The 22,659-nt window shown below is 38.9% G+C and carries 20 protein-coding genes; 17 read left to right on the top strand and 3 right to left on the bottom strand.

Annotated elements, in window-relative coordinates; genetic code table 11:
• Positions 1-2 precede the first annotated feature (2 nt).
• From whiA to IGJ95_RS08230, 6 genes are all read left to right on the top strand, one after another.
• On the top strand, positions 3-938 hold the full coding sequence (gene whiA, locus IGJ95_RS08255) for a DNA-binding protein WhiA (RefSeq protein ID WP_010735234.1): 936 nt from the start codon (positions 3-5) through the stop codon (positions 936-938).
• 202 nt (positions 939-1,140) lie between these two features.
• The gene (locus tag IGJ95_RS08250) at positions 1,141-1,374 is read left to right on the top strand and encodes a hypothetical protein (RefSeq protein ID WP_023519820.1); all 234 of its coding nucleotides are present in this window, start codon (positions 1,141-1,143) and stop codon (positions 1,372-1,374) included.
• A 102-nt stretch (positions 1,375-1,476) separates the two neighbouring features.
• Positions 1,477-1,881 carry a hypothetical protein gene (locus IGJ95_RS08245; RefSeq protein WP_438761707.1) on the top strand — a complete coding sequence of 135 codons (405 nt, stop codon included), beginning with the start codon at positions 1,477-1,479 and terminating at the stop codon, positions 1,879-1,881.
• A 126-nt stretch (positions 1,882-2,007) separates the two neighbouring features.
• On the top strand, positions 2,008-2,820 hold the full coding sequence (locus IGJ95_RS08240; protein ID WP_153829761.1) for a hypothetical protein: 813 nt from the start codon (positions 2,008-2,010) through the stop codon (positions 2,818-2,820).
• A 380-nt stretch (positions 2,821-3,200) separates the two neighbouring features.
• Positions 3,201-4,400 carry a hypothetical protein gene (locus tag IGJ95_RS08235; protein WP_153829762.1) on the top strand — a complete coding sequence of 400 codons (1,200 nt, stop codon included), beginning with the start codon at positions 3,201-3,203 and terminating at the stop codon, positions 4,398-4,400.
• A 66-nt stretch (positions 4,401-4,466) separates the two neighbouring features.
• Positions 4,467-4,697, top strand: a complete 231-nt coding sequence (locus IGJ95_RS08230) for a hypothetical protein (protein ID WP_194179798.1) — start codon at positions 4,467-4,469, stop codon at positions 4,695-4,697.
• 75 nt (positions 4,698-4,772) lie between these two features.
• Here the strand turns inward: IGJ95_RS08230 and IGJ95_RS08225 are convergent, their stop codons facing one another.
• Entirely contained in the window at positions 4,773-5,288 is a 516-nt protein-coding gene (locus IGJ95_RS08225) for a DsbA family protein (protein WP_153829764.1), read from the bottom strand.
• 291 nt (positions 5,289-5,579) lie between these two features.
• Between IGJ95_RS08225 and nifJ the strand changes: the two genes are divergently transcribed.
• From nifJ to glmM, 4 genes are all read left to right on the top strand, one after another.
• Positions 5,580-9,257 (top strand): pyruvate:ferredoxin (flavodoxin) oxidoreductase, encoded by a 3,678-nt coding sequence (gene nifJ, locus IGJ95_RS08220; RefSeq protein WP_438761704.1) that lies wholly within the window; start codon positions 5,580-5,582, stop codon positions 9,255-9,257.
• Positions 9,258-9,427: 170 nt separating this feature from the next.
• Positions 9,428-10,312, top strand: a complete 885-nt coding sequence (gene cdaA / locus IGJ95_RS08215; protein WP_010735241.1) for a diadenylate cyclase CdaA — start codon at positions 9,428-9,430, stop codon at positions 10,310-10,312.
• A complete protein-coding gene (locus tag IGJ95_RS08210; RefSeq protein WP_137072525.1) occupies positions 10,309-11,484 on the top strand; it encodes a CdaR family protein in 1,176 nt (391 codons plus the stop codon). The genes cdaA and IGJ95_RS08210 overlap by 4 nt, the downstream gene beginning before the upstream one ends.
• 23 nt (positions 11,485-11,507) lie before the next feature.
• Positions 11,508-12,863, top strand: coding sequence for a phosphoglucosamine mutase (glmM, locus tag IGJ95_RS08205; RefSeq protein WP_010735243.1), 1,356 nt, complete (start codon positions 11,508-11,510; stop codon positions 12,861-12,863).
• 73 nt (positions 12,864-12,936) lie between these two features.
• Here glmM and IGJ95_RS08200 read toward each other — a convergent pair whose 3' ends face one another.
• A complete protein-coding gene (locus IGJ95_RS08200) occupies positions 12,937-13,896 on the bottom strand; it encodes an Rgg/GadR/MutR family transcriptional regulator (protein ID WP_153829766.1) in 960 nt (319 codons plus the stop codon).
• 94 nt (positions 13,897-13,990) lie between these two features.
• On the opposite strand from IGJ95_RS08200, the gene IGJ95_RS08195 reads away from it, so the two are divergent.
• Entirely contained in the window at positions 13,991-14,920 is a 930-nt protein-coding gene (locus tag IGJ95_RS08195; RefSeq protein WP_153829767.1) for an ABC transporter ATP-binding protein, read from the top strand.
• Positions 14,921-15,679: an ABC transporter permease gene (locus IGJ95_RS08190; RefSeq protein ID WP_153829768.1), complete on the top strand. Its 759-nt coding sequence runs from the start codon at positions 14,921-14,923 to the stop codon at positions 15,677-15,679. It abuts the gene before it with no gap.
• A 97-nt stretch (positions 15,680-15,776) separates the two neighbouring features.
• On the opposite strand, the gene glmS is transcribed toward IGJ95_RS08190, so the two are convergent.
• Positions 15,777-17,585: a glutamine--fructose-6-phosphate transaminase (isomerizing) gene (gene glmS, locus IGJ95_RS08185; RefSeq protein ID WP_153829769.1), complete on the bottom strand. Its 1,809-nt coding sequence runs from the start codon at positions 17,583-17,585 to the stop codon at positions 15,777-15,779.
• Positions 17,586-17,976: 391 nt separating this feature from the next.
• Between glmS and IGJ95_RS08180 the strand changes: the two genes are divergently transcribed.
• From IGJ95_RS08180 to tig, 5 genes are all read left to right on the top strand, one after another.
• Positions 17,977-18,267, top strand: coding sequence for a hypothetical protein (locus IGJ95_RS08180; protein ID WP_010735248.1), 291 nt, complete (start codon positions 17,977-17,979; stop codon positions 18,265-18,267).
• An 11-nt stretch (positions 18,268-18,278) separates the two neighbouring features.
• Complete coding sequence (gene sppA / locus IGJ95_RS08175) at positions 18,279-19,304, top strand: signal peptide peptidase SppA (protein ID WP_438761701.1); 1,026 nt, start codon at positions 18,279-18,281, stop codon at positions 19,302-19,304.
• Between the two features lie 188 nt (positions 19,305-19,492).
• Positions 19,493-20,170 (top strand): RDD family protein, encoded by a 678-nt coding sequence (locus IGJ95_RS08170; protein ID WP_224434897.1) that lies wholly within the window; start codon positions 19,493-19,495, stop codon positions 20,168-20,170.
• An 88-nt stretch (positions 20,171-20,258) separates the two neighbouring features.
• Positions 20,259-21,194: a hypothetical protein gene (locus IGJ95_RS08165; RefSeq protein WP_010735251.1), complete on the top strand. Its 936-nt coding sequence runs from the start codon at positions 20,259-20,261 to the stop codon at positions 21,192-21,194.
• Positions 21,195-21,345: 151 nt separating this feature from the next.
• Positions 21,346-22,632 (top strand): trigger factor, encoded by a 1,287-nt coding sequence (gene tig / locus IGJ95_RS08160; RefSeq protein ID WP_010735252.1) that lies wholly within the window; start codon positions 21,346-21,348, stop codon positions 22,630-22,632.
• The last annotated feature ends 27 nt before the right edge of the window (positions 22,633-22,659 follow it).

Raw genomic sequence — 22,659 nt, 5'->3', positions numbered from 1 at the left:
ACGTGTCATTTGCAGCTGAAGTCAAGAAGGAATTGACTGGTTTGGAAGTCCATCGAGAACATGCAAAAGCGGAATTAGCCGCGTTATTACGAATGAATGGCTCACTTGGAATCGTCAACCAGCAATTCATCTTGAATGTACAGACAGAAAACGCCGCAATTGCTCGACGGATCTACTCACTTTTAAAAGATCATTATCAAGTACGAAGCGAACTGCTCGTACGCAAGAAAATGAAATTAAAGAAGAATAATGTCTACATCGTTCGCTTGAAACAAGGAACAAAAAATGTATTGATGGATCTGGATATCATGGATGGCATGATGTTCAATGGGCATGTTTCCGATGAGATCATGGGAAATGCACAAAAGATGCGTTCATATTTACGTGGCGCATTTATGGCGTCGGGTTCAGTCAATAACCCGGAAACAAGTCGTTATCACTTAGAGATTTATTCGATCTACGAACAACATAACCAAGATATTTGTAATATGTTGAATTACTATGGTTTACACGCGCGTACACTAGAAAGACGTAATGGCTATATCTCTTATTTAAAAGGGGCCGAAAAAATTGCTGATTTCTTGACTCTGATTGGGGCAACAAATTCGATGTTGCGCTTTGAAGATGTGCGGATCGTGCGTGATATGAGAAATTCAGTTAACCGGTTAGTCAATTGTGAGACGGCTAACCTGAACAAAACCATTGATGCAGCATCAAAGCAGATTGAAAATATTGAATTGATCGAAGCACGAGTGGGTTTACAAGCACTTCCGGAAAAGTTACAAGAGATTGCTGAATTACGCTTGCAACATCCTGAAGTCAGTTTAAAAGAACTAGGAGAAATGATCCCATCCGGAGCGATCTCGAAATCAGGGATCAATCATCGGATTCGAAAAATCAACGAATTTGCTGAAAAATTAAAGGAACAAGCATCCTAACGAACAATGAATTTATTGTTCATTTAATGGAAATATAAACATATTGTGGTTTGACTAATTTGTCTTTTGCTTTTAGGGTCCATCGAAGCAAGAGGATAGATGTCAGACCACTTTTTTTCTTTTTCTTAAAAATGGGCCTGAATCTAAAGTTTAGGTACTTATAATGAATGTAAATTAGTGATAGTGAGGAGGAGATTGCATTATGGAAGAAGCACATAAAAGTAAGAAACGTAAAATAGATGAACTATATCCTACAAGAGACCTAAAAGAAAAGCGTGATCAAGCCATTTATCGTGAGTTAATATCAGGTCAGTTGGAAAAAGACATCATGAACAAGTATCAAATCAGCAGAGAGCGCCTCTATACAACCAAGAAAAAGCTGGCAATCCAAGAGATTATCGGGCAAAAAAGCCAAAAAAAATTGCCTATCGGTTGAAATTGACAGTCTCACAAGTTCGTAAGTATCGAAATGATTATATTTATACCGCATTAGCAAAAAATGGAGAGATAGCAGCATTAGCAGCTGAATTTCAGATGAGTGAAAAACAAATCTTGCAGATTCGCAATAAAAGGATCGAGTTTAACAGAAGTAGCAAAAGATTCACAGTTATCAGTCAATAAAATTCGTTCAATCAGAAATGAACAGATTATCGAACGATTGAAAGAACAACATCCTGAAGAAATTGCCAGAGATTTCAATTTATCAATGGAACAAGTATTTTTGATCAAGCAACGTTCGCTAGAATCAAATAGTAAGACAAAAGAGTTGTCTTCCGCGAACAAAAATCTCTTGGATCAATTAGAGGAACGCAAAGCGAAGATGCTAAGTTTACTTGAAGAAAGCAAAACAACAAAAGCTGTAGCACAAGAATTAATGATCAGTCAACGAGCAGTCATTGATATCCGTAATCGGGAAATCGAAAAATCATTCGAAGCTGGATAGACTGGCCAAGAAATCAGTCAGCGATTCCACATTGGAATCGAGGAACTCTATCGACTAAGAGATGTTCGTCTATTGATACAAAGCGATCAAGGGAAAACGAGTAGTCTTCTTTCAAAAAGATTTAATGTGTCATTATCCAGAGTTGGATCGATTTTGTGTCGGAATAATGCTTCTAGTAAGCTTGATCATACTACAGCAAGCTCTCGAAAAACATTTGATATTTCAGTAGTGTCTGATGAGACAAGACAAGAAATTCTGAAACGAATCAAAGAAACAAAAATAACGAAGGCTTTGGGAAAAGAATTAGGAGTAATCGTCCCCCTGATCTATAAAGTGAGAAATCATGGGATATTAACAAAATTGAACATTGGAGAATCCACTCAAGCGGTCGCAGAAGAATTCAAAATGGATATCAAAAATGTTCGTGAAGTTATTTTCCGAGCAAATCTGGCAGAATTTCCAAATATCAAACGACGTACTTTAGATTATTTGACACCTGAACAAGTGCAAACAGTTAGAAACTGCCTCAATCGCAAGATGACGCTCAGAGAAATCTCTGAAGTACTAGGAATCAAAGACTCGCTGGTCAGATGTGTGCAAACAAAAATGAAATCACAAAAAGGAACAATCAAGATGAAGCATCGAGTCACAAAAGAACAAAAAAAGCAGATCATGCAAGACCTAAACTACATGACTCCTTTTGTGAATTCTTCGAAATCAGGGGTTAGTGAGTCGACCATCCGCGTTTTGGCTACTAGGTTTGAAGAAATCAAGGGGAGAGAAATCCAAGAAAGACGAAAAACAGCAAAAATGAAGGCACTACAAAAGATGGATGAACTACTTACTAAGGTGAAAGAAGAAGCGAAAATCCGCAATATCCAGCAAATTATTCAAAAAGAAAAAATGCCAAAAACGAAATTGATGACACAACGTGAATAAATAGATACGAGTAATGGACAGTATTCTAAAGAGCATTAGCACTCTTTTTGATCAAGACGAAGTAGAATCATTCCCTTGATCTCTTTTTAGCATATGTTGAAAAAAAGAAAGATCGATCAAAGAAATACTCCTATAACGAGAGAATGAAACAAACAAGTTAGGAGGAAACTGTAAATGAGTGATTATGAAAAACAGGTAGTGACATCCAAAAGAAGATTTCAAATACGTACGCAAGCAATCGAAAAAAACAAGACGTATTAGCGGAAATAAGACATCGCAAAACGAACGCATATATCATAAAAAAACATCACCTTACTCTTTGGCAGGTCAGATTCGTTATAAAAAGAGAAATTATACGACAGATCAAAAAAGGTACGCGTATGGAAATAATCGCTCACCGATTGAATATGTCGCTAGATCAAATTCGAGAGGTACGCAATAACTATATCAAACATCATCTAATAAACGGTGCTTCAAAGAATGATCTCGCTAAAAAGCTACATATGGAGCATCAACAGATACTTACTATTCGAAATCATATGATCGAGAAAAAGTTAGTTCAAAAATTGACCATCAAAGAAGTTGCACACAGGTGGAGATTGGCAGAGAGTAGTGTAGAAAAGATACGAGAACAAGCCATTTTAAGACGATTACAAATGACTCATCCAGAAGATGTTGCCACTACTTTTCGATTATCAGTTGAAGATGTTTTACGTATTCGTCAGAAAATTAGCCAACCACTTGCCTTGCAAGGTCATGTCACAAAAGAAAGTAAGAAATGGCTAAAAAATATCAATCGACAAGAACAAGCAATTGTCGCGAGCTTAGAACAAGGAAAGCCAACAAGAATCATTGCCCAGCAATTGAATATCAACCAAAAATTTGTGATTCGGACACGCACGCGTCATATTGAACAAGCATTCGAGCAAAGGCAGCCACTAGTAGAAATCAGCAAGCGATTTTATACACCTGTGGATGAACTAAGAAAACTTAGGAATCAGCGAATTTTGTATTATCGCGAGGGTGGAATCAAAGCAAGGATCTTAGCTATAAAGTTCAATATGAAAACTACTGCACTTCGGAAAGTCGTTTATCATAATCGAGCAGTAAAACAGCCCATGAAAAAAGATAAGAAAGAGAATAAAACTGAGCCACTGACGTTGTTTTCAGTTGAAGCATGTGCCAAATTTATGGAGGAATTAAAAAAAAGGAAATCAATGGCCGAAATTGGTCTCTCTCTTAACTTGGATCACCATAAAACTTGTGCAATTAGAAATCACCTGATTTTAACGAAGCTTAATAACGGGGAGAAAACAGAAGCTGTCGCAAAGCAATTCAATACTAATTTGACCAATATCTATCAAATCACGTTTCAAGCGGATCTAGTAAACTATCCCAATATCAAAAAACGGACAAATAGTTATTTGACAGAGGAGCAAACGCAAGATGTTAAGCGGATGATTGGGGAAGGAAAAACAAACAGCCAAATTGCGCAGCTACTTTCGGTAAAAAAATCATTAGTCATCAGTAAAAGGCGATCATTGAAAAGACTGACAAGATTATCTAACAAAAAGTATTGAATTACAGATGAACAAAAATCAGCGATCCTTGCAGATGCTAGGTATCTCGATAAGGTCACTAATGCCATGAAACATGGGGTAAGCATAGAGTCAGTTCGAGTCATCTCGAAGCGCAATAATAAAATGAGCATAAAAAAAATCAGTGAACGTAAAAATGATGTGGAGAAACTAAAAAAATTCAAGGAAATAGAAAAAGAAATCAAACGACAAGCAAAAGTAGAGAATATCAAGCGGGTCCTCCAAGAAAAGCCGCAACAGTTTCGTTCAACCAAGCATACTTCGTTACTACAACGATAAAAAATAGACCGAAAAAGCCAATCGCTTTTCGGTCTATTTTTGATTTTGAACATCAAGGAATGATCAAATGATGAATTATTTAACCAATTCACTCAATTCTTCTGGTGTAATCGATTCATCAAAGATATGTTCATCGATGATTACAGTAGGGACGAATTGGATGTGAGCAGCATTTGCTTCATCGATGATTGCTTGAGTAGTTGCTTGGTCTTCTTTTTCGGTTAAACCAAGTGTTTCTGTTGCATATTCGGCAATGCCGGCTAAATCAAGTTGTTTCCATTCATCTTGCGCATCGAAAATCGCTTTGATTTGTTTTAATGCGACTTTTCCATCCGTCGTAGTGATATGATGATGCATCACATTTCCTTTTTGTAAACTAGGTTTTTCTTTGTCGAACAATTTGATGATTCGTAAGAGTCTTCCAGATTGAACCGCCTCTTCTAAAATGTCATAAGATTCGATAAACCATTGTCGACAATAAGGACAAGCAAGATTAACAAATTCGATCATTTGTTTTGGTGCATTTTCGTTTCCGTACATGATTCCAGTAGTTTTGTTTGTTTTTGTTGCATCAATAATTGAAATATCCATTTTTTAACACCTCTTTATTCTATTGTAATAACTTTGCCCTAAAAAAGACAATGATTTGTTCAAAGAAATAAATGTGTGTGAATCGTTAATCTCTCATTTCCTAGATTAAAAAGCTAAAAGTTGTAAGAAGGGAAAAGCTATTTTTTTATTTTTTACCTGTCGATTCTGGTCGAAGCATTTCTGTCATATCTTTAGCATGTGATTTTTCTTTCAAAATTAGGAGGTTTTCTTTGTTCGTTTACGGTATAATAATAAAGATTATTTAGATAAATTGAGCAAAGGTGATGAAACATGCGGAAAATGAAGACGATGGATGGGAATACTGCTGCGGCATATATTTCATATGCCTTTACAGAATTAGCAGCGATCTATCCAATTACGCCTAGTTCAACAATGGCTGAACTGGTTGATCAATGGGCAGCTTCAGGTAAAAAAAATATTTTCGGACAACCAGTGAAAGTCGTAGAGATGCAATCAGAAGCTGGTGCTGCTGGTGTCGTACATGGGTCATTAAAAACCGGAGCATTGACAACAACGTACACTGCTTCACAAGGATTATTATTGATGATCCCAAATATGTATAAGATAGCCGGTGAACTTTTACCTAGTGTTTTTCACGTAGCTAGTCGAGCGGTGACGACGAATGCGTTGAATATTTTTGGTGATCATGGCGATGTGATGGCCGCTCGCCAAACAGGATTTGCGATGCTTGCGGAAAGCAGCGTCCAAGAAGTGATGGATTTAGCGCCAGTTGCGCATCTAGCTTCCTTAGAAGGAGAAATCCCTTTTGTTAACTTTTTTGATGGTTTTCGAACGAGTCATGAAATCCAAAAAATCGAAGTGTTGGAATATGATGAATTAACTCCTTTGATTCCTCAAGAAAAATTGGAGGCCTTTCGTGAACGTGGAATGAATCCTAATCGGCCGACGACCAGTGGGACGAATCAAAACCCTGATATCCACTTTCAACAACGAGAAACGATCAACCGATACTATGATCGTTTGCCCCAAATCGTGAAAAAGTATATGGATAAAATCAATGAACTTCGAGGAACTTCTTATGATCTGGTCACTTATTATGGAGCGGCTGACGCAGAAGAAGTCATTATTTCAATGGGATCAGTTGCGCAAACGATCCAACAAACAGTTGATTACTTGAACCAAAACGGTCGTAAAGTCGGCTTCTTGAATATCCACTTATATCGTCCGTTTCCAATTGAAACATTGATTGAAAAACTACCGAATACCGTAAAGGCAATTGCTGTTCTAGATCGCAGTAAAGAGCCGGGAGCAGGGGGAGAACCTTTATTATTAGACGTTCAAAGTGCGTTATATGATGCAGAACGTCATCTGAAAGTGATCGGCGGACGTTATGGCATTGGTTCAAAAGATGTCACCCCTGATCAGATTGTAGCGGTATATGATGAATTGAAAAAAGAAAAAACGGATATGAAGAAACGTTTCACGATCGGGATCATTGATGATTTAACTTACTGTTCTTTGGAGGTTGGCCCATTACTTGATTTGACTGAAGCGAATACTTTCCAAGCGAAATTCTGGGGATTTGGATCTGATGGAACAGTTGGAGCAAATAAATCAGCGATCAAAATCATTGGTGACCATACAAACAAATACGCACAAGGCTATTTTTACTATGATTCAAAAAAATCAGGTGGTCTGACTGTTTCACATTTGCGTTTTGGCGATACACCGATCCGTTCGACCTATTTAGTCGAACATGCCGATTTTGTAGCTTGTCATACCCCTGCTTATCTTCACAGCTATGATTTAGTCAAAGGGTTGAAACATAAAGGGACTTTCTTATTGAATACACTTTGGTCAGACGAACAACTAGCTACGCATCTACCGACCCATTTAAAACGATATTTAGCTGAAAATGAGATCCAATTTTATACGATCAATGCGATGCGTTTGGCGCAAGAAGTAGGTCTAGGTCGGCGGATCAATACGGCGATGGAAACAGCATTTTTCAAGTTGGCGAATATCATACCTTTCGAAGAAGTCCTACCGATTTTGAAAGAGGAAGCCTTGAAGAGTTATGGTCATAAATCAATAGCGATCGTTGAAAAAAATATCAAGGCGATCGATCGTACAGTGGAATTGTTGCATAAAGTCGAAGTGCCGGCTGAATGGGCAACATTGGCGCTTCCTGATAAGGAGAAAAATACTCAAAATCGCTATATCAGAGACATCCTTGAACCAATCAACGCTCAAGAAGGAAATCAGCTCTCAGTGAGGACCTTAGCAGAAAACGGAATGACACGAGGCGATATGCCTTTAGGAACCACTGCTTACGAAAAACGCGGAGTAGCACTTGAAGTACCTGAATGGATCAGTGAGCGCTGTACGATGTGTAATGAATGTTCGTTCGTTTGTCCTCATGCAGCGATTCGACCATTCTTAGCCGATGAGGAAGAACTAGAAGAAGCACCGGAAGGGTTCATTGTTCGAGAAATGCGTGGGCCAGATGGTTTGAAGTATCGCATCCAAGTGTCTGTCGAAGACTGTACTGGTTGTGGCCTATGTGTTGAAGCTTGTCCAGCAAAAGGTAAAGCACTAGTGATGAAGCCCTATGAAGAACAAAAGAAACAAGCAATCAACTGGGCATTTGCGATGACCTTGCGACAAAAAGAAAATCCGATCAAAGGCAAAAATACAGTGCTATCAACACAGTTCAATCAACCTTTATTAGAATTTTCCGGGGCATGTTCCGGTTGTGGGGAAACGCCTTACGTGAAGCTATTGACACAGATGTTCGGTGACCGTATGATGATCGCCAACGCGACAGGTTGTTCATCTATTTGGGGCGGAGCAGTGCCGGCTTCACCATTTACCACAAATGATTGTGGGCAAGGACCTGCGTGGTCAAATTCATTATTAGAAGACAATGCTGAATTTGGTTATGGGATGCTTTTAGCCGCACAAACAAGAAGAGAAGCTTTAGCAGAAACGATGAAAAAAGTGATGTCTAAAGTCTCCTTAAAACTACGTGAATTGATGGAAGATTGGTTGGCGCATATGTTTGAAAGCGAAGGAACCCAACAACGGGCAGCTAAATTACGTGGGGCAATCGAAAATGAGCTTGAAGCTGTTCCTGAATTACAAACGATCTACCAAGAAAAAGATCTATTTGTCAAAAATAGTCAATGGATGATCGGTGGTGATGGCTGGGCGTATGATATCGGTTTTGGCGGAATCGATCACGTCTTGGCAAGTGGCGCAGATGTAAACATTTTAGTCATGGATAACGAAGTCTATTCCAATACAGGTGGACAAGTCTCGAAAGCTACACCTGCTTCAGCAATCTCTAAATTCTCAGCAAATGGGAAATATGCCTCGAAGAAAGATTTAGGCATGATGGCGATGACGTATGGGAATGTGTATGTAGCACAGATCGCTTCAGGCGCGAATCAAATGCAAACGATCAAAGCATTTGAAGAAGCAGAAAAATTCCCTGGACCATCGTTGATCATTGCGTATACGCCATGTATTGCTCATGGGTTACTAGGTGGAATGAAAGAATCGATCAAAGAAGCAAAAGAAGCAGTGGCTTCAGGCTATTGGTCGTTGTATCGCTATAATCCTGAATTGATCGAAAAGAAGAAAACGCCGATGACGCTAGACTATAAAAAGCCTGATTTTACCATGATGGCTGACTTCATGCGCAAGCAAGTCCGTTTTTCATCGCTTGAAACGATTCATCCGCAGGCAGCGGAGCAGTTATTTAATAAAACGATCCAAGATGCGAAAAAACGGTTTTACAACTATGCGGCGATGACTGGTCAATTAGAAAAAATCAAAGCGAAGATCGAACCGGCAGAAGGTACTGAAAGTCCAGAGATCGAAAAACCGAGAGTCAAAAAAGAACGAACGGTTGATCCGGAAGCAGAAGCTAGACGTGCTGCCAGACGTGCCGCTAGAGCGGAACGAAGAAAAACCAAAGAATGATAAAACGAAACGATCCAAGGAAATAGAATAACTTATTGGTGAATAAATGGAAAATGTAAATTTCTTGAAAAAAATTGGTTTTTGTTAGGAAATTCCAAGCAGATAAGTCTCTTCTGAGGAAACATATGATATACTAAAGAGGAAATCTCAAAAGAGAAGAGAGGCTGTCTATGTCATTTCAAATCGGAGAACTTTTTAATTTAGACTATTGGCGACAAATGTTTTCCGGTGACTTGTTTTCTCAGAATTTTTTGGTGAACATACTCGATGTATTGGTTGTTTGGTATTTAGTTTATAAACTCATTCAACTATTGCGAGGAACAAAAGCAATCCAATTGCTAAAAGGGGTAGGGATTTTTGTTGTTATTCGGATCTTAGCCGAGATTATTGGTCTACATACCTTATCTTGGTTGATGAATCAAGTGATCACGTATGGTGTGATTGCGGCTATCGTCATTTTTCAACCAGAGATACGGCGTGGATTAGAACACCTCGGTCGTAGCTCACTTTTCAAACAATCGAAGAGTGAGAAGCAAGAAGATGAACAGATGATCCTTTCTTTCGACAAAGCGATCCAATATATGTCCAAACGTAAAATCGGTGCCTTGATCACGATCGAACGCCACACCGGGTTGGATGAATATATCGAAACAGGGATTGCTTTAGATGCCGATATCACTGGCGAATTACTGATCAATATTTTTATTCCGAATACACCGCTGCATGATGGTGCAGTGATCGTAAAAGATGGAAAAATTGCAGTAGCCAGTGCCTACTTGCCTTTATCTGAAAGTATGTTGATTCCGAAAGAATTCGGAACCCGTCACCGAGCGGCTGTCGGAGTCAGTGAGGCGAGCGATGCGATTACGATCGTTGTCTCAGAAGAAACAGGAGATGTCAGTATTACGTTGGATAACCAATTGATGCCTGGCTTATCTCAAGAAGAATATTTGACGATCTTGCGTAAAAATTTGATCGTCGAAGAAAAAAACAAAAATAAAAATACGCTCCAAACCTTCTTAGACGTGATGACTAAAGGAGGGGATCACAAATGATCTCAAAAGAGAGGCGTAAAAGTATCTTATATGCGTTTGTTGCGTTATTATTCAGTATTGTGCTGTATTTTAATGCAAATGGACAATCTGTCCAAGACACGCTGTCAGGAAATGAAGCCTATACGCAAAACGTTTCTGATGTGTCAGTACAACTTTTATATGATACGGATCAATATTATATCCATGGATATGAGAGTACGGTCACAGCGAAGTTGTCCAGTGCCAATCGTGTTCAGTTGAATGCCGAAGCAATTGAAGATACAAGAATGTTTCGGGTGACAGCAGATCTCACTGGTTTAGGTGAAGGAACACATGAAGTACCATTGAAAATCAGAAATCTGAGCAGTGCAGTCAAAGCAAAACTAGAGCCGGATACGATCACAGTGACTATCGAGAAAAAAGTGACAAAAGAATTTGAGGTCACGCCTTTACTCACAACAGAATCAACTCCAGCTGGATTCGAATTGAATGACCTTGAATTATCACCAAAAAAAGTGACGGTCACGACTGGCGATCAGACACTGGAAGAGATCCAACAGGTCGTAGCGAGGATCGAACCTGCGATGATCACGGACGATGGGGTCGATACGAGAGTCACTGTACAAGCATTGAATAGTGCAGGAGAACCTTTAAGTATTGTTTCAGATCCAGTGCAAGTCACTGCAAAAGCAACGGTAACAAAGCCTACGAAAACGATTCGACTTTATGGAACAGCACAAGGGACCCCCGCAGATAATGTGGAGAGTTACGATTTCAGTTTCTCTGACATTGAAGCAGAAGTCACTGGTTCAGAGAGTCAACTGGCTCAACTAGGAAATAGCATCACGATACCAATCGATATTTCTGGGATCGTCCACCGGACGACAAGAAATATTGATATTCCGGTAGAGAGTGGACTTAGTATCACACCACCTTCAATCGATGTTGAGATTACACCGGTCCTGAAAACAAGCACGGAAAACACTAGCCGTTCTAATTCGGGAAATTCCGGAAATTCGGGAGGAAGTACAACTTCTGGTGCAGGGTCGACACCTGCGAACTCTTCGTCATCGACGACACGTCAGTCTGAAGAGACGCAGTCAACATCGAGTGAAGGGTCGAATGAATCATCAAGTGAGACAACACAATCAAGTAGTCAACCGAATAGTCAAGAGGATTCATCGGAAAATTAAGTTAAAGGAGCAAATTTACAGCTATGGGTAAATATTTTGGAACGGACGGTGTCCGTGGAGAAGCGAATAAAGAACTAACACCGGAATTGGCCTTCAAATTAGGACGTTGCGGCGGTTATGTACTGAGCCAACATGAGAAAGATGGAAAACGTCCACGTGTATTGGTTGGACGTGACACAAGAATTTCAGGTCAAATGCTTGAAGAAGCGTTAGTTTCTGGTCTGTTATCTGTCGGGATCGAAGTTTTTCAATTAGGTGTGATCTCTACACCAGGAGTGGCTTACTTGACACGTTTGCAAAAAGCAAGCGCAGGTGTCATGATTTCTGCTTCACACAATCCAGCTCAAGATAATGGCATCAAGTTTTTTGGTGCAGATGGATTTAAATTAGATGATGACCAAGAATTAGAAATCGAAGCATTGTTAGATGCGGAAGTCGATGAATTACCACGACCTTCTGCTGAGGGATTAGGTACAGTCGAAGAGTTCCCAGAAGGGTTGCTGAAATATTCACAATTCTTAGTACAGACGATCAACGGCGATCTTTCGGGCTTAACGGTCTGTGTAGATGCGGCAAATGGTGCAACAGCAACATCTGTCAATCGCTTGTTTGCTGATTTGGAAACTGATTTCTACACGATGGGAACAAATCCGAATGGCTTGAACATCAATGACGGTGTCGGATCAACGCATCCTGAGCGTCTAGCAGAAATGGTAGTAGAAAAAGGAGCAGACGTCGGTCTTGCCTTTGACGGCGACGGCGACCGTATCATTGCGGTGGATGAATTAGGAAATATCGTAGATGGCGATAAGATCATGTTTATCTGTGCGAAATATTTGTCAGCTAAAAATCGTCTGAAAAAAGATACGATCGTTACAACGGTCATGAGTAACCTCGGCTTCCATAAAGCGGTCGAAGAAATCGGTTTGAAAGATGTTGTGACACAAGTGGGCGACCGCTATGTGGTCGAAGAAATGCGTAAAAATGACTACAACTTCGGTGGCGAACAGTCTGGTCATATGATCTTCTTAGATTTCAATACAACAGGAGATGGTATGCTTTCTGGGATCCAATTGTTGAATATCATGAAACAAACTGGTAAAAAATTATCAGAATTAGCAGCAGAAGTAACGATCTATCCGCAAAAATTAGTCAATATCCGTGTAAGTAACAAAAACGGTGCAATGGAAGTTCCTGCAATCAAACAAGTCATTGAAGAAGCAGAAGCTGAAATGGCCGGTGAAGGACGTATCTTAGTTCGCCCTTCCGGAACAGAACCATTACTACGCGTGATGGCAGAAGCACCATCTGATGAAAAAGTAAACTATTATGTTGACAAAATCGCAGCAGTTGTCAAAGCTGAGATTGGAATCGATTAAAACGTACGATGAGAGAATCAACCCTCAAGTAGAGGATGTTGATTCTCTTTTCTTTTGATCAAATGCACGTTCTTTAGTAATTTTTGATATCTAAAAAATCGCCAAATAGGGGATCATTTACAATGATTCCGGGGAATTCATTGGTTAGAATGAGTTGTTTGAAAATTCGGTAACCTTTTAAAGACTTTGACATGCCTAATGTTTCTAAATGATGGAGTGATTGTTCCATCATTCGATCAGCAAGAGACACATCGTTTTCTAAAAAAGCAATCCAACCTTCATAAAAAGGAATAAAAATGGCTTGTTCGATGTGCTCTTCTTTAAAGACCCATGTTTTCCATAGTTTGAATGTTTCTTTAGCGTAAGCTACTTCTTCGAAGAAACAAAAGACCGAAAATATTGTTGTAAAGGTTTGATAGAGAATATCTTTATTTCCCGGTATTTTGGATAAACGCTGACTTTTCTTGACCGCAATTTTCAAGCAACGAAATAATAGAGAAGATTCAATTGCTATAGAGATACGGGCGAATAATTTTAACTCGTAGATACCCCAAGTATCAGTATTCAATAAATAGTGTTTGGCAGGTTCTAAGTAATGATTATGCTTTTTATATGCTTCAAGGACAGGCGTATCTTGAATAATCTCCTTTTTCATTGCCAAATCAAAACGAAATAATTGTAACACATGATCCAATTCCAAAGAATAATTTTCTTGATAATAAATATACAATTTTTCATACTGTTCTTCTAACTTTATCCAGTCTTGGATTGTTTCGATATACATATATTCCATATATTCGATAATCGCCAATTGTGAAGCAGAAAAAGTATTCCCAGTTTGCATCAATATAAATTCATCAAGTGTTACTTGTAACTTTGACAATAAGTGATGGAATCTCTCGCATGAGATCGTTGATTTCTCATTTTCAAACTGAGAAAGAAGAGACATCGATAGCTGTTTATCCGCCAGTCCTTTAAGTAAAATCCCTTTACTTAAGCGAATTTCTTTAATTGTTTTTCCGTAACTTTTCATACGCGCACCTTCTTTTCAATATATTGAACTAAAATAAATAATACTTCTAATTTTATATATAGTTGAATTATCTTATAGAAACGAGGAAGAAGCCATGCAAAAAGAAAAAATAATCGAAAGTATTGATCTAAAAAAAGATTTTGGTAAAAAACAAGTATTAAAAGGCGTAGATTTTACGGTTAAACGTGGTGAAATTTTTGTTCTTTTAGGCTCTAATGGGGCTGGAAAGTCAACACTTTGTAAAATTTTGACTACGATTCTTCCTTTTGATGGAGGGCAAGTTCGAATCAATGAACATGATCTACTGAAAGACGGAGTTAAAGTGCGAGAAGCTATTAGTCTGACTGGACAGTTTGCCGCAGTTGATGAGATGTTGACAGGTTACGAGAATATGAAAATGATTGCAGCTCTTCGTCATGTGAAAGATAAGCACAAGGTTGTAAGTGACTTATTGAAACGGTTTGATTTGCAAATATACAGCCAAGAACTAGTTAAAAATTATTCAGGTGGAATGCGAAGACGTTTAGATATAGCGATGAGTTTTATCGGTGATCCGCAAGTGATTTTTCTCGATGAACCGACAACAGGCTTGGACCCCCAGAACCGAATCGCAACGTGGCAATTGATCAAAGAAACCGCAATATCAGGGCGGACTATTTTTTTGACTACGCAATATTTGGAAGAAGCAGAGTATCTTGCAGATAAAGTGGCTATATTACATGAAGGTAAAATCATTGTGAATGCTACGCCACAAATGATCAAAAGCACATATGACAAACAGAAAATGGAGATCAATGTATTGACCATAGAGGATTTTAATCTACTTTCTGCACATTTTAAACGACGACTACTGACAAAAAATGAAGAAAAACTTTCTGTGACTGTCAATGTAGGGGATCATTTCAATGATTCAGTTGATCTTCTGAACGAGTTAAAACGATTACCGATCAGGATCACAAATTTCCAGCAGAAAAATGCATCTTTAGAAGGCATCTTTTTAAAATTAGTACAAGGAGTGGTCTAATTGAAAGCAATCATAGAAACAAATACATTATTTAAACGTAATATTAAATTATCTTTTCTTAGCCTGGAAACATTTATCGGTGGACTACTAACCCCAGTGATATTGATGTTGCTTTTTGTTTATGTACTTGGAGGAGCGATGGATGTAGGTGAGCTATCTTATGTTGATTTTGTTTTGCCCGGAGTGTTAGTCCAATGTATTGCTCAAAGTGCTTCTGTCGTCGGGTTAGTCATTAACCAAGATGTCCGTTCTGGTATGGTTGAACGACTCCTAACACTAAATCTTTCAAGGGGAGCATTTCTAAATGGACATGTATTTGCAGCTGCCTTTAGAAGTGTGATGAGCAGTTTTGTCGTATTAGCCGTGGCATTGCTCATCGGTTTTCATCCAAACGCCACCTTTGCAAAATGGCTACTTGTTTGGTTGCTCATTCTTTGTTTTATCCTTGCCTTTACTTGGATTTCGGCCTTGTTTGGGTTATTAGCGAAATCAGCAGAAATGGCAAGCTTATTTACTCTCCTGACTACCATCTTACCTTATTTAAGTTCAGGATTCGCACCGACTGAAAATATGCCTACAGCGATCAGACTATTTGCTGAGTACCAACCGATGACACCAATCATCCAAGCACTTCGAGGGTTGCTACTAGGTCTCCCAAATCCACCATTAAAGCAAGCATTTTTATGGAGTATTAGTTTGATTTTGATTTTTAGTTTCTTAGCATTATTGGCTTTTAATAAGTGTGTGAGGTGGAAATAACTTATCGAACTACAATAAAAAAACCAGTGAGAAAACAAACTTTTCGTTTTTCTCACTGGATTTTTTGCTATTGATTACTTATTTTTTAATCGGACAATTATTCAACCGTGACTGATTTAGCTAAGTTTCTTGGTTTGTCTACATCGAATCCACGCAATAGGGTAGCGTAATAAGCAAGCAATTGCGTCGGGATGACCATGGCAAGAGGAGAAAGGTATGGATGGACAGCAGGAATCACTAATTGATCCGTTTCTTTTTCTAATCCATGTGACGCGATCACTAAGGTTTTTGCACCACGACTTTCAACTTCTTTTAAGTTGCCACGTGTATGAGCCCCTGTGATTTCCTCACTAATAATCCCAATTACTGGTGTGCCTTCTTCAATCAGTGCAATGGTACCGTGTTTCAATTCACCGGCAGCAAAACCTTCTGCTTGGATATAGCTGATTTCTTTTAGTTTCAAAGCAGCTTCTAAAGCGACATCGTGATCGTTGCTACGACCGATATAAAAAGCGTTGCGCGTGTCATTCAAGAATTCCGCAGCTAGTTCTTGGAGTTCATCTTTTTGGGTAATTACTGTTTCCATCGCATTCGCTACCATACTCAATTCATGCGCTACATCAAATGTCAATGAACGTTTATTGCCTTTTTGATCACCGACTGCTTTTGCAAGTAAAGCTAGTACAGCGATTTGAGCAGTATATGCTTTAGTTGAAGCAACAGCGATCTCCGGACCTGCATGTAGCAACAGAGTGAAGCCAGCTTCTCTTGATAACGTAGAACCAGCAACGTTCGTGATCGTCAATGAAGGATGACCTAATTGATTGATCTTGACTAACACCTGACGACTATCAGCGGTTTCGCCACTTTGACTTAAAAAGATAAAGAATGGTTTTTTCGATAATAAAGGCATGGTATAACCAAACTCACTGGCCAAATGGACTTCTACTGGAATGTCAGTCATTTGTTCGAAGGAATGCTTGCTCGCTAATCCTGCATGATAACTTGTGCCGCATGCCACGATGTAAATACGGTCACTTGCTAACAGTTCATCCATCAATTTGTGATCTAAAGGAATTTCATTGTCCTCATTCACATAGGTTTGCGCGATTTTACGCATGATGATCGGCTGCTCGTCGATTTCTTTCAACATATAGTAAGGGTATGTTCCTTTTTCAATGTCAGAAGCATCTACTTGTGCTTCATAAGAATCACGTTCTATGATCGTACCAGTCATTGTTTGGATCGTGATATCATCTGCTTGAACGATCACCATTTCTTGGTCTTCGATTTCAATAAATTCTTTAGTGTAAGCAAGCATCGCCATCGCGTCACTTGCGATCACATTGAATCCTTGGCCTTTACCGATCAATAAAGGGCTTTTGTTTTTGGCAACGAAAATTGTTTCAGGAGCTGTGCGATCCATCAAGGCAAAAGCGTAAGAACCTTCGATGACTTCTAGCGCTTTTCTAAATCCTTCTTGTGTATCTTGCGTTTCTTCCACGAATTTTTCAATCAAATGAACAACGATTTCCGTATCTGTTTCGCCGATGAAGTCATCAGTGGCTACGTATTGTTGTTTCAATTCTTCAAAATTTTCAATCACCCCATTGTGGACTAAAACAAAACGTCCGCTTTGTGAGTGGTGGGGGTGCGCATTTTTCTCAGCGGGTTCCCCATGAGTTGCCCATCTTGTATGACCGATACCTGCTGTACCAGTTGTTTCTGGAGATAATTTATCTTTAAGGTTTTGGATTCTACCGCGTGCTTTGACTAAATGGTCCTGTTTTCCATTTGAGACAAAGATACCCGCCGAATCATACCCGCGATATTCTAATTTTTCTAAACCATTGATCAACCCTGGTGTCACGTTCTCTAATCCAATCATTCCAACAATTCCGCACATAAAAAAACATCCTACTTTCTGTTATAAACTTGATATTAGCGTTTCCAACTGCGTAAGAAACCTTTTGTTCTACCTTCACAGATAGTTTTTATGTTTCTTTTTAGGATGCAGTCCCTAGGGCCATCCGCCGAATCCTTCGATCAACCCTTTCCTCGTCATCTGTTAAAACAGACCTGGCGCTATTCCGTATTGGTCTAATTATCCTCCTGTTATTATTTTCTTTGGAAACATCTAAAATCATAACGTTAATGTGTGAGGTTTGTCAATAAAAAAGACAAAAAAATAAATTGGTATATATCTAATTGGGATGGACGAAAGAAAAATATCAAATTCGACTATCATCTTTTCTTGTAGTTCGGTACAATAATTATAGATAGAAGGAGGATGAAAGATGGAAGAGAAGATAGAAATCATGACGTTGGGGATGTTAAAAAAACAAATTGCAGCATTTGAAAAAACAGAACACGTGACGGATGACACTAAAATCTTTTTGGATACCGGATGGGACAGTATCCAAGAAATCGCCCCTGATGCGTTCGAAATCGAACATGCGCAACAGTTTGTCGTTGAAGATGAATTGACCCACGAACAGTTTACTGGTTACACCCTTGAAGAAAAAGCAGAAAAGATGAATGCGAAACCTGGTTCTGAAACGGTGATCGTGATTAGAAATCTATATTAGGAGCGTGTAAAATGAATAAGAAACGTTGGATAGCAGTACTGATTGCTGCCGGCTTATTGGTTGTTTCGTTGGTATCATCAAGTTTGACGCAACCGCAAGAAGAGATGCAGATGGGGAACATCAATAGTTGGTTATATGGGGACGATGAAATGTCACCGGTGGTACTTGAAGAAGGCAGTGGCATGGGAAGGATCGCAAAATTGTCCGTTGATGGTGCCATAGCTAGTGGAGGCTCTTCTGGTTTATTTGCTACTGAGAGTTATAATCATGAAGACTTCTTGAAACAAATTGAAGCGATCGAAGTCGATGAACGCGTCAGTGGGATTTTATTGGAAGTCAATTCTCCGGGTGGCGGAGTTTATGAAAGTGCAGAAATTGCCAACTTACTCAACGAGGTCCGAACAGAACGTGATCTACCGATGTATGTCAGCATGAAAAATATGGCTGCCAGTGGTGGTTACTATATTTCCGCACAAGCAGATAAAATCTTTGCAACGGAAGAAACAGTAACTGGTTCAATCGGTGTCATTATGTCCGGACTCAACTATTCGGGCTTACTTGAAAAAATCGGTGTCGAAGATACAACAGTAAAAAGTGGCGCACTAAAAGATATGGGATCGGCTACTCGACCTGAAACTGAGCAAGATCATGCAGTGTTGCAAGCTTATATCGATAACGCCTATAATCGTTTTGTTAAAGTTGTTAGCGAAGGAAGAAACAAATCAGAAGATGAAGTGAAAAAAGTCGCAGATGGTCGTATTTACGACGGTGTACAAGCGAAAGAAGCAGGTTTGGTGGACGAAATCGGCTATCCAACAGATGCTTTAGCTGCGATGAGAGAAGATCTTGATCTACAAGATGCTGAGTTAGTCGAATACTCAACTAGTTCTACTGGATTTGGCAATACTTGGTTTGGTGCAAAATTAGCAGAATTACAAGGGTTGCAAGCTTCTGAAACAAGTCAGATCTTGTCATTACTTGAAAGTCTAGGAACAGCAGAATCTCCAAGAGCAATGTATCTATATGGAGGTGAGTAAGCATGAATGAGAAATCAACGAACGCGTCAACACCCGAAGAACGCTCAAAAACCAATGAGGAACCGAAAGTAGCTGAACGTACAGAGGGATCATCTAAACAAGTTTTTAAGGTAGAAGAAAATAAATTAGTAGATCCTACTAGTAGAAACCAGGATACAGTAGACGCTTTAGTTGCTCCTAAAGACGAAATTACAGCTGACAAAAACACAAGTAGCTCGTCGGAAGAACTTGAGTTTGCAGCACAAGCAAAAAATGACCAACCGGCTGTAGGACCAGATGCGGGATTTTCTCAAAAGGTGCTAAGTTCCTTTGAAGAAAAACCACTGTCAGAAACTGAGATCAAAGAAAATCAGAAAAAATGGAAAAAATATACAGAACAAAAAACCGAGGAACCAAGTATCAATCGTTTTCCTTATTATTTCTTTGCCGGTTTTTGGGTTCGTTTTGCTGCGTTTTTGGTTGATTTGATTTGTATTGGGTCAATCACTCGCTTAACGTTAGGTATCGCAGTGAACCTAGGATGGCTTCAAGTTTCTGATTCTTATTTGAGTATCTATGGTAGTTTGTCGTTGATCGCCTATTTAGCTTATTTTATTTTATTGACGAAATGGAATCACGGACAGACGATTGGAAAAATGATTTTTGGTATTCGAGTGATCAGTTTTGATGAAGAGGAACTTTCATGGAGTACAGTATTAGTCCGTGAGGGCGCTTGTCGCTTCATTTTGAGATTTCCGTTACTTTTTATCGGCTATCTCCCAGTTATCTTTAGTAAGAAAAAACAACACATCGGTGATTATTTCTCAAATACGAGTGTAGTAACCATCAATATGATCAAAGCATTTAATCAAGAGATGAATGCTTGATGCTTTAGGTAGAGAAAATGGCTGAATATGGTTATTATTCAATAAGTCGTGTCAGACAAATGATAAAACAGTGAAGGGAAGAACCTAAGTGAGACCGATCGATTTTCCTGATAAATACGACAATTTGATGCGTATTGGCCAACAGGCATTAACAGATCATCAATACAGTCAAGCAAAAGAGCTGTTTGAACGTGCATATGAACTTGAAGCAACATTTGAAGCAAATACGTTATACGTGTTGGCACTATCAGAATTGGATATGTGGGAAGAAGCACTTCATCAAGCACTTTTGCATGAAAAACAGTATTTGATGAATGAAGAATTGGCTACTTTTTACTTTGATCTACTGATTACAGCAAAAGATTTTTTATATGCACGAAAATTGATTGCAAGTGCTGATTTTCCCGATGATTTTGAGCAAGCAGTTTTGTTGAAAATCCAACAATCAGAAGAATTAGTCGGACAGATGCGAAGACAGAAGATTCGTGAAATCTATCAACTGGTAGAAAAATTACCTTTTGAAAAACCAACTACCCAGTTGAGTTATATTCAAGAAATCGAGCAACTGCCTTACCACGAATTTATCCAGACCGCTAGAAAGTTGATCGTTTTAAAAACGGTCCATGTTCTTGTAAGGGCTAAGTTGCTTGAGTCGCTCGTTCAAGTCGAAGAAGCAGCACCAGTTGCATACTTGACGATCGAGGAAGAGTTGATCGAAGTGATACCAAAGAAAATGGTGCGTCCAGAAGAGCAAACTTCCTATCGACGAATCAAACAAATGGCGGAAGCATATGAACGAGAAGACGCCTTAATGAGTGAGAACTTGAAAGAAGAGTTTGCGATGCAATCGGCGATCGTTTATCCGATCTATGATAGCTACATTGGAAATCTTGACAAATGGTTCAAACAAACAGTAGCAACCTATACGAATCAGCCGTGTGAGGATCTTTTGGCATCTGAACAACACGAATTCACTGAAAAAAGAAATAAAATAATGACAGAACTATTATTATTCAATACGTAAAAAAACAGAGGAAAAGATAAAAAAGTCATGAAAAACGTGGATTCCCCTCGTTCAATATGTTTACAATTTGGAAGGGTTAGTGTACTATTTAAAGGTATGCATGAAACGTTTTTGATGTATCAAATGAATTTCTAAACTCGGAGGGAAATAAATGACTGCAACATTCGAAAAAAAAGGCACAAATGATGGTGTTTTAACATTTACGATCGGGCAAGATCAAATCCAAAAAGGATTGACAACTGCCTTTAATAAAGTAAAAGGAAACTTGAACGTTCCTGGATTCCGTAAAGGAAAAGTATCTCGTCAAGTATTCAACCGTATGTACGGAGAAGAAGCATTGTACGAAGATGCATTGAACGCTGTCTTACCTGAAGCATATGAAGCAGCTGTTAAAGAAGCAGCAATCGATCCAGTTTCTCAACCTAAGATCGATGTGGCAAGCATGGAAAAAGGTCAAGACTGGACGATCACAGCAGAAGTAACTGTAAAACCTGAAGTAAAATTAGGTGATTACAAAGACTTAGTGGTTGAAAAACAAGACCGCGAAGTAACAGAAGCAGACGTTGAAGAACGTATTAAACGTGAACAAGAAGCGCAAGCTGAATTAGTCATCAAAGAAGATGCTGCAGCTGAAAATGGCGACACTGTTGTCATCGATTTTGAAGGTTTCATCAACGATGAAGCATTTGAAGGCGGAAAAGGCGAAAACCATTCACTTGAATTAGGATCAGGTTCATTCATTCCTGGTTTTGAAGACCAATTAGTTGGCCACAAATCAGGCGAAAACTTAGATGTTACTGTGACATTCCCAGAAGATTATCAAGCAGAAGATCTTGCGGGTAAAGAAGCAGTCTTCAAAGTAACGATCCACGAAGTGAAAACAAAAGAAGTACCTGAACTAGATGATGAGTTCGCAAAAGATGTAGACGATGAAGTATCTACATTAGCAGAATTAAAAGAAAAATACATGAAAGAATTGACTGAAACGAAAGAAAAAGCTGCAGAAGATGCAAAAGATGAAGCAGCAATCAAATTGGCAGTCGAAAATGCGGAAATCGTTGATCTTCCACATGTTATGGTCCATGATGAAGTTCACCGTTCAATGGACGAATTCTTAAACAACATGCAACGTCAAGGAATCTCACCAGAAATGTACTACCAATTAACTGGTTCAACAGAAGAAGACTTGCACAAACAGTTTGAAGAAGAAGCAGAAATGCGTACAAAAACAAACCTTGTGATCGAAGCTGTAGCAGCTGCTGAAAACTTAGATGCAACAGAAGAAGAAATCACTGCAGAGATCCAAGAATTAGCAGAAACTTACAATATGCCAATTGACCAAATCAAACGTGTATTGACAGAAGATATGCTAAAACATGATGTGATCATGAAAAAAGCAATCGAATTGATTACAAGTACAGCAAAAGAAGCAGAATAAGCGAATAGAATTGTTGATCTGCATCTA

The organism is Enterococcus sp. AZ156 (assembly GCF_051714165.1).
GTDB lineage: Bacteria > Bacillota > Bacilli > Lactobacillales > Enterococcaceae > Enterococcus_B > Enterococcus_B pernyi.
This window is presented reverse-complemented; position numbering and strand designations above follow the sequence as displayed.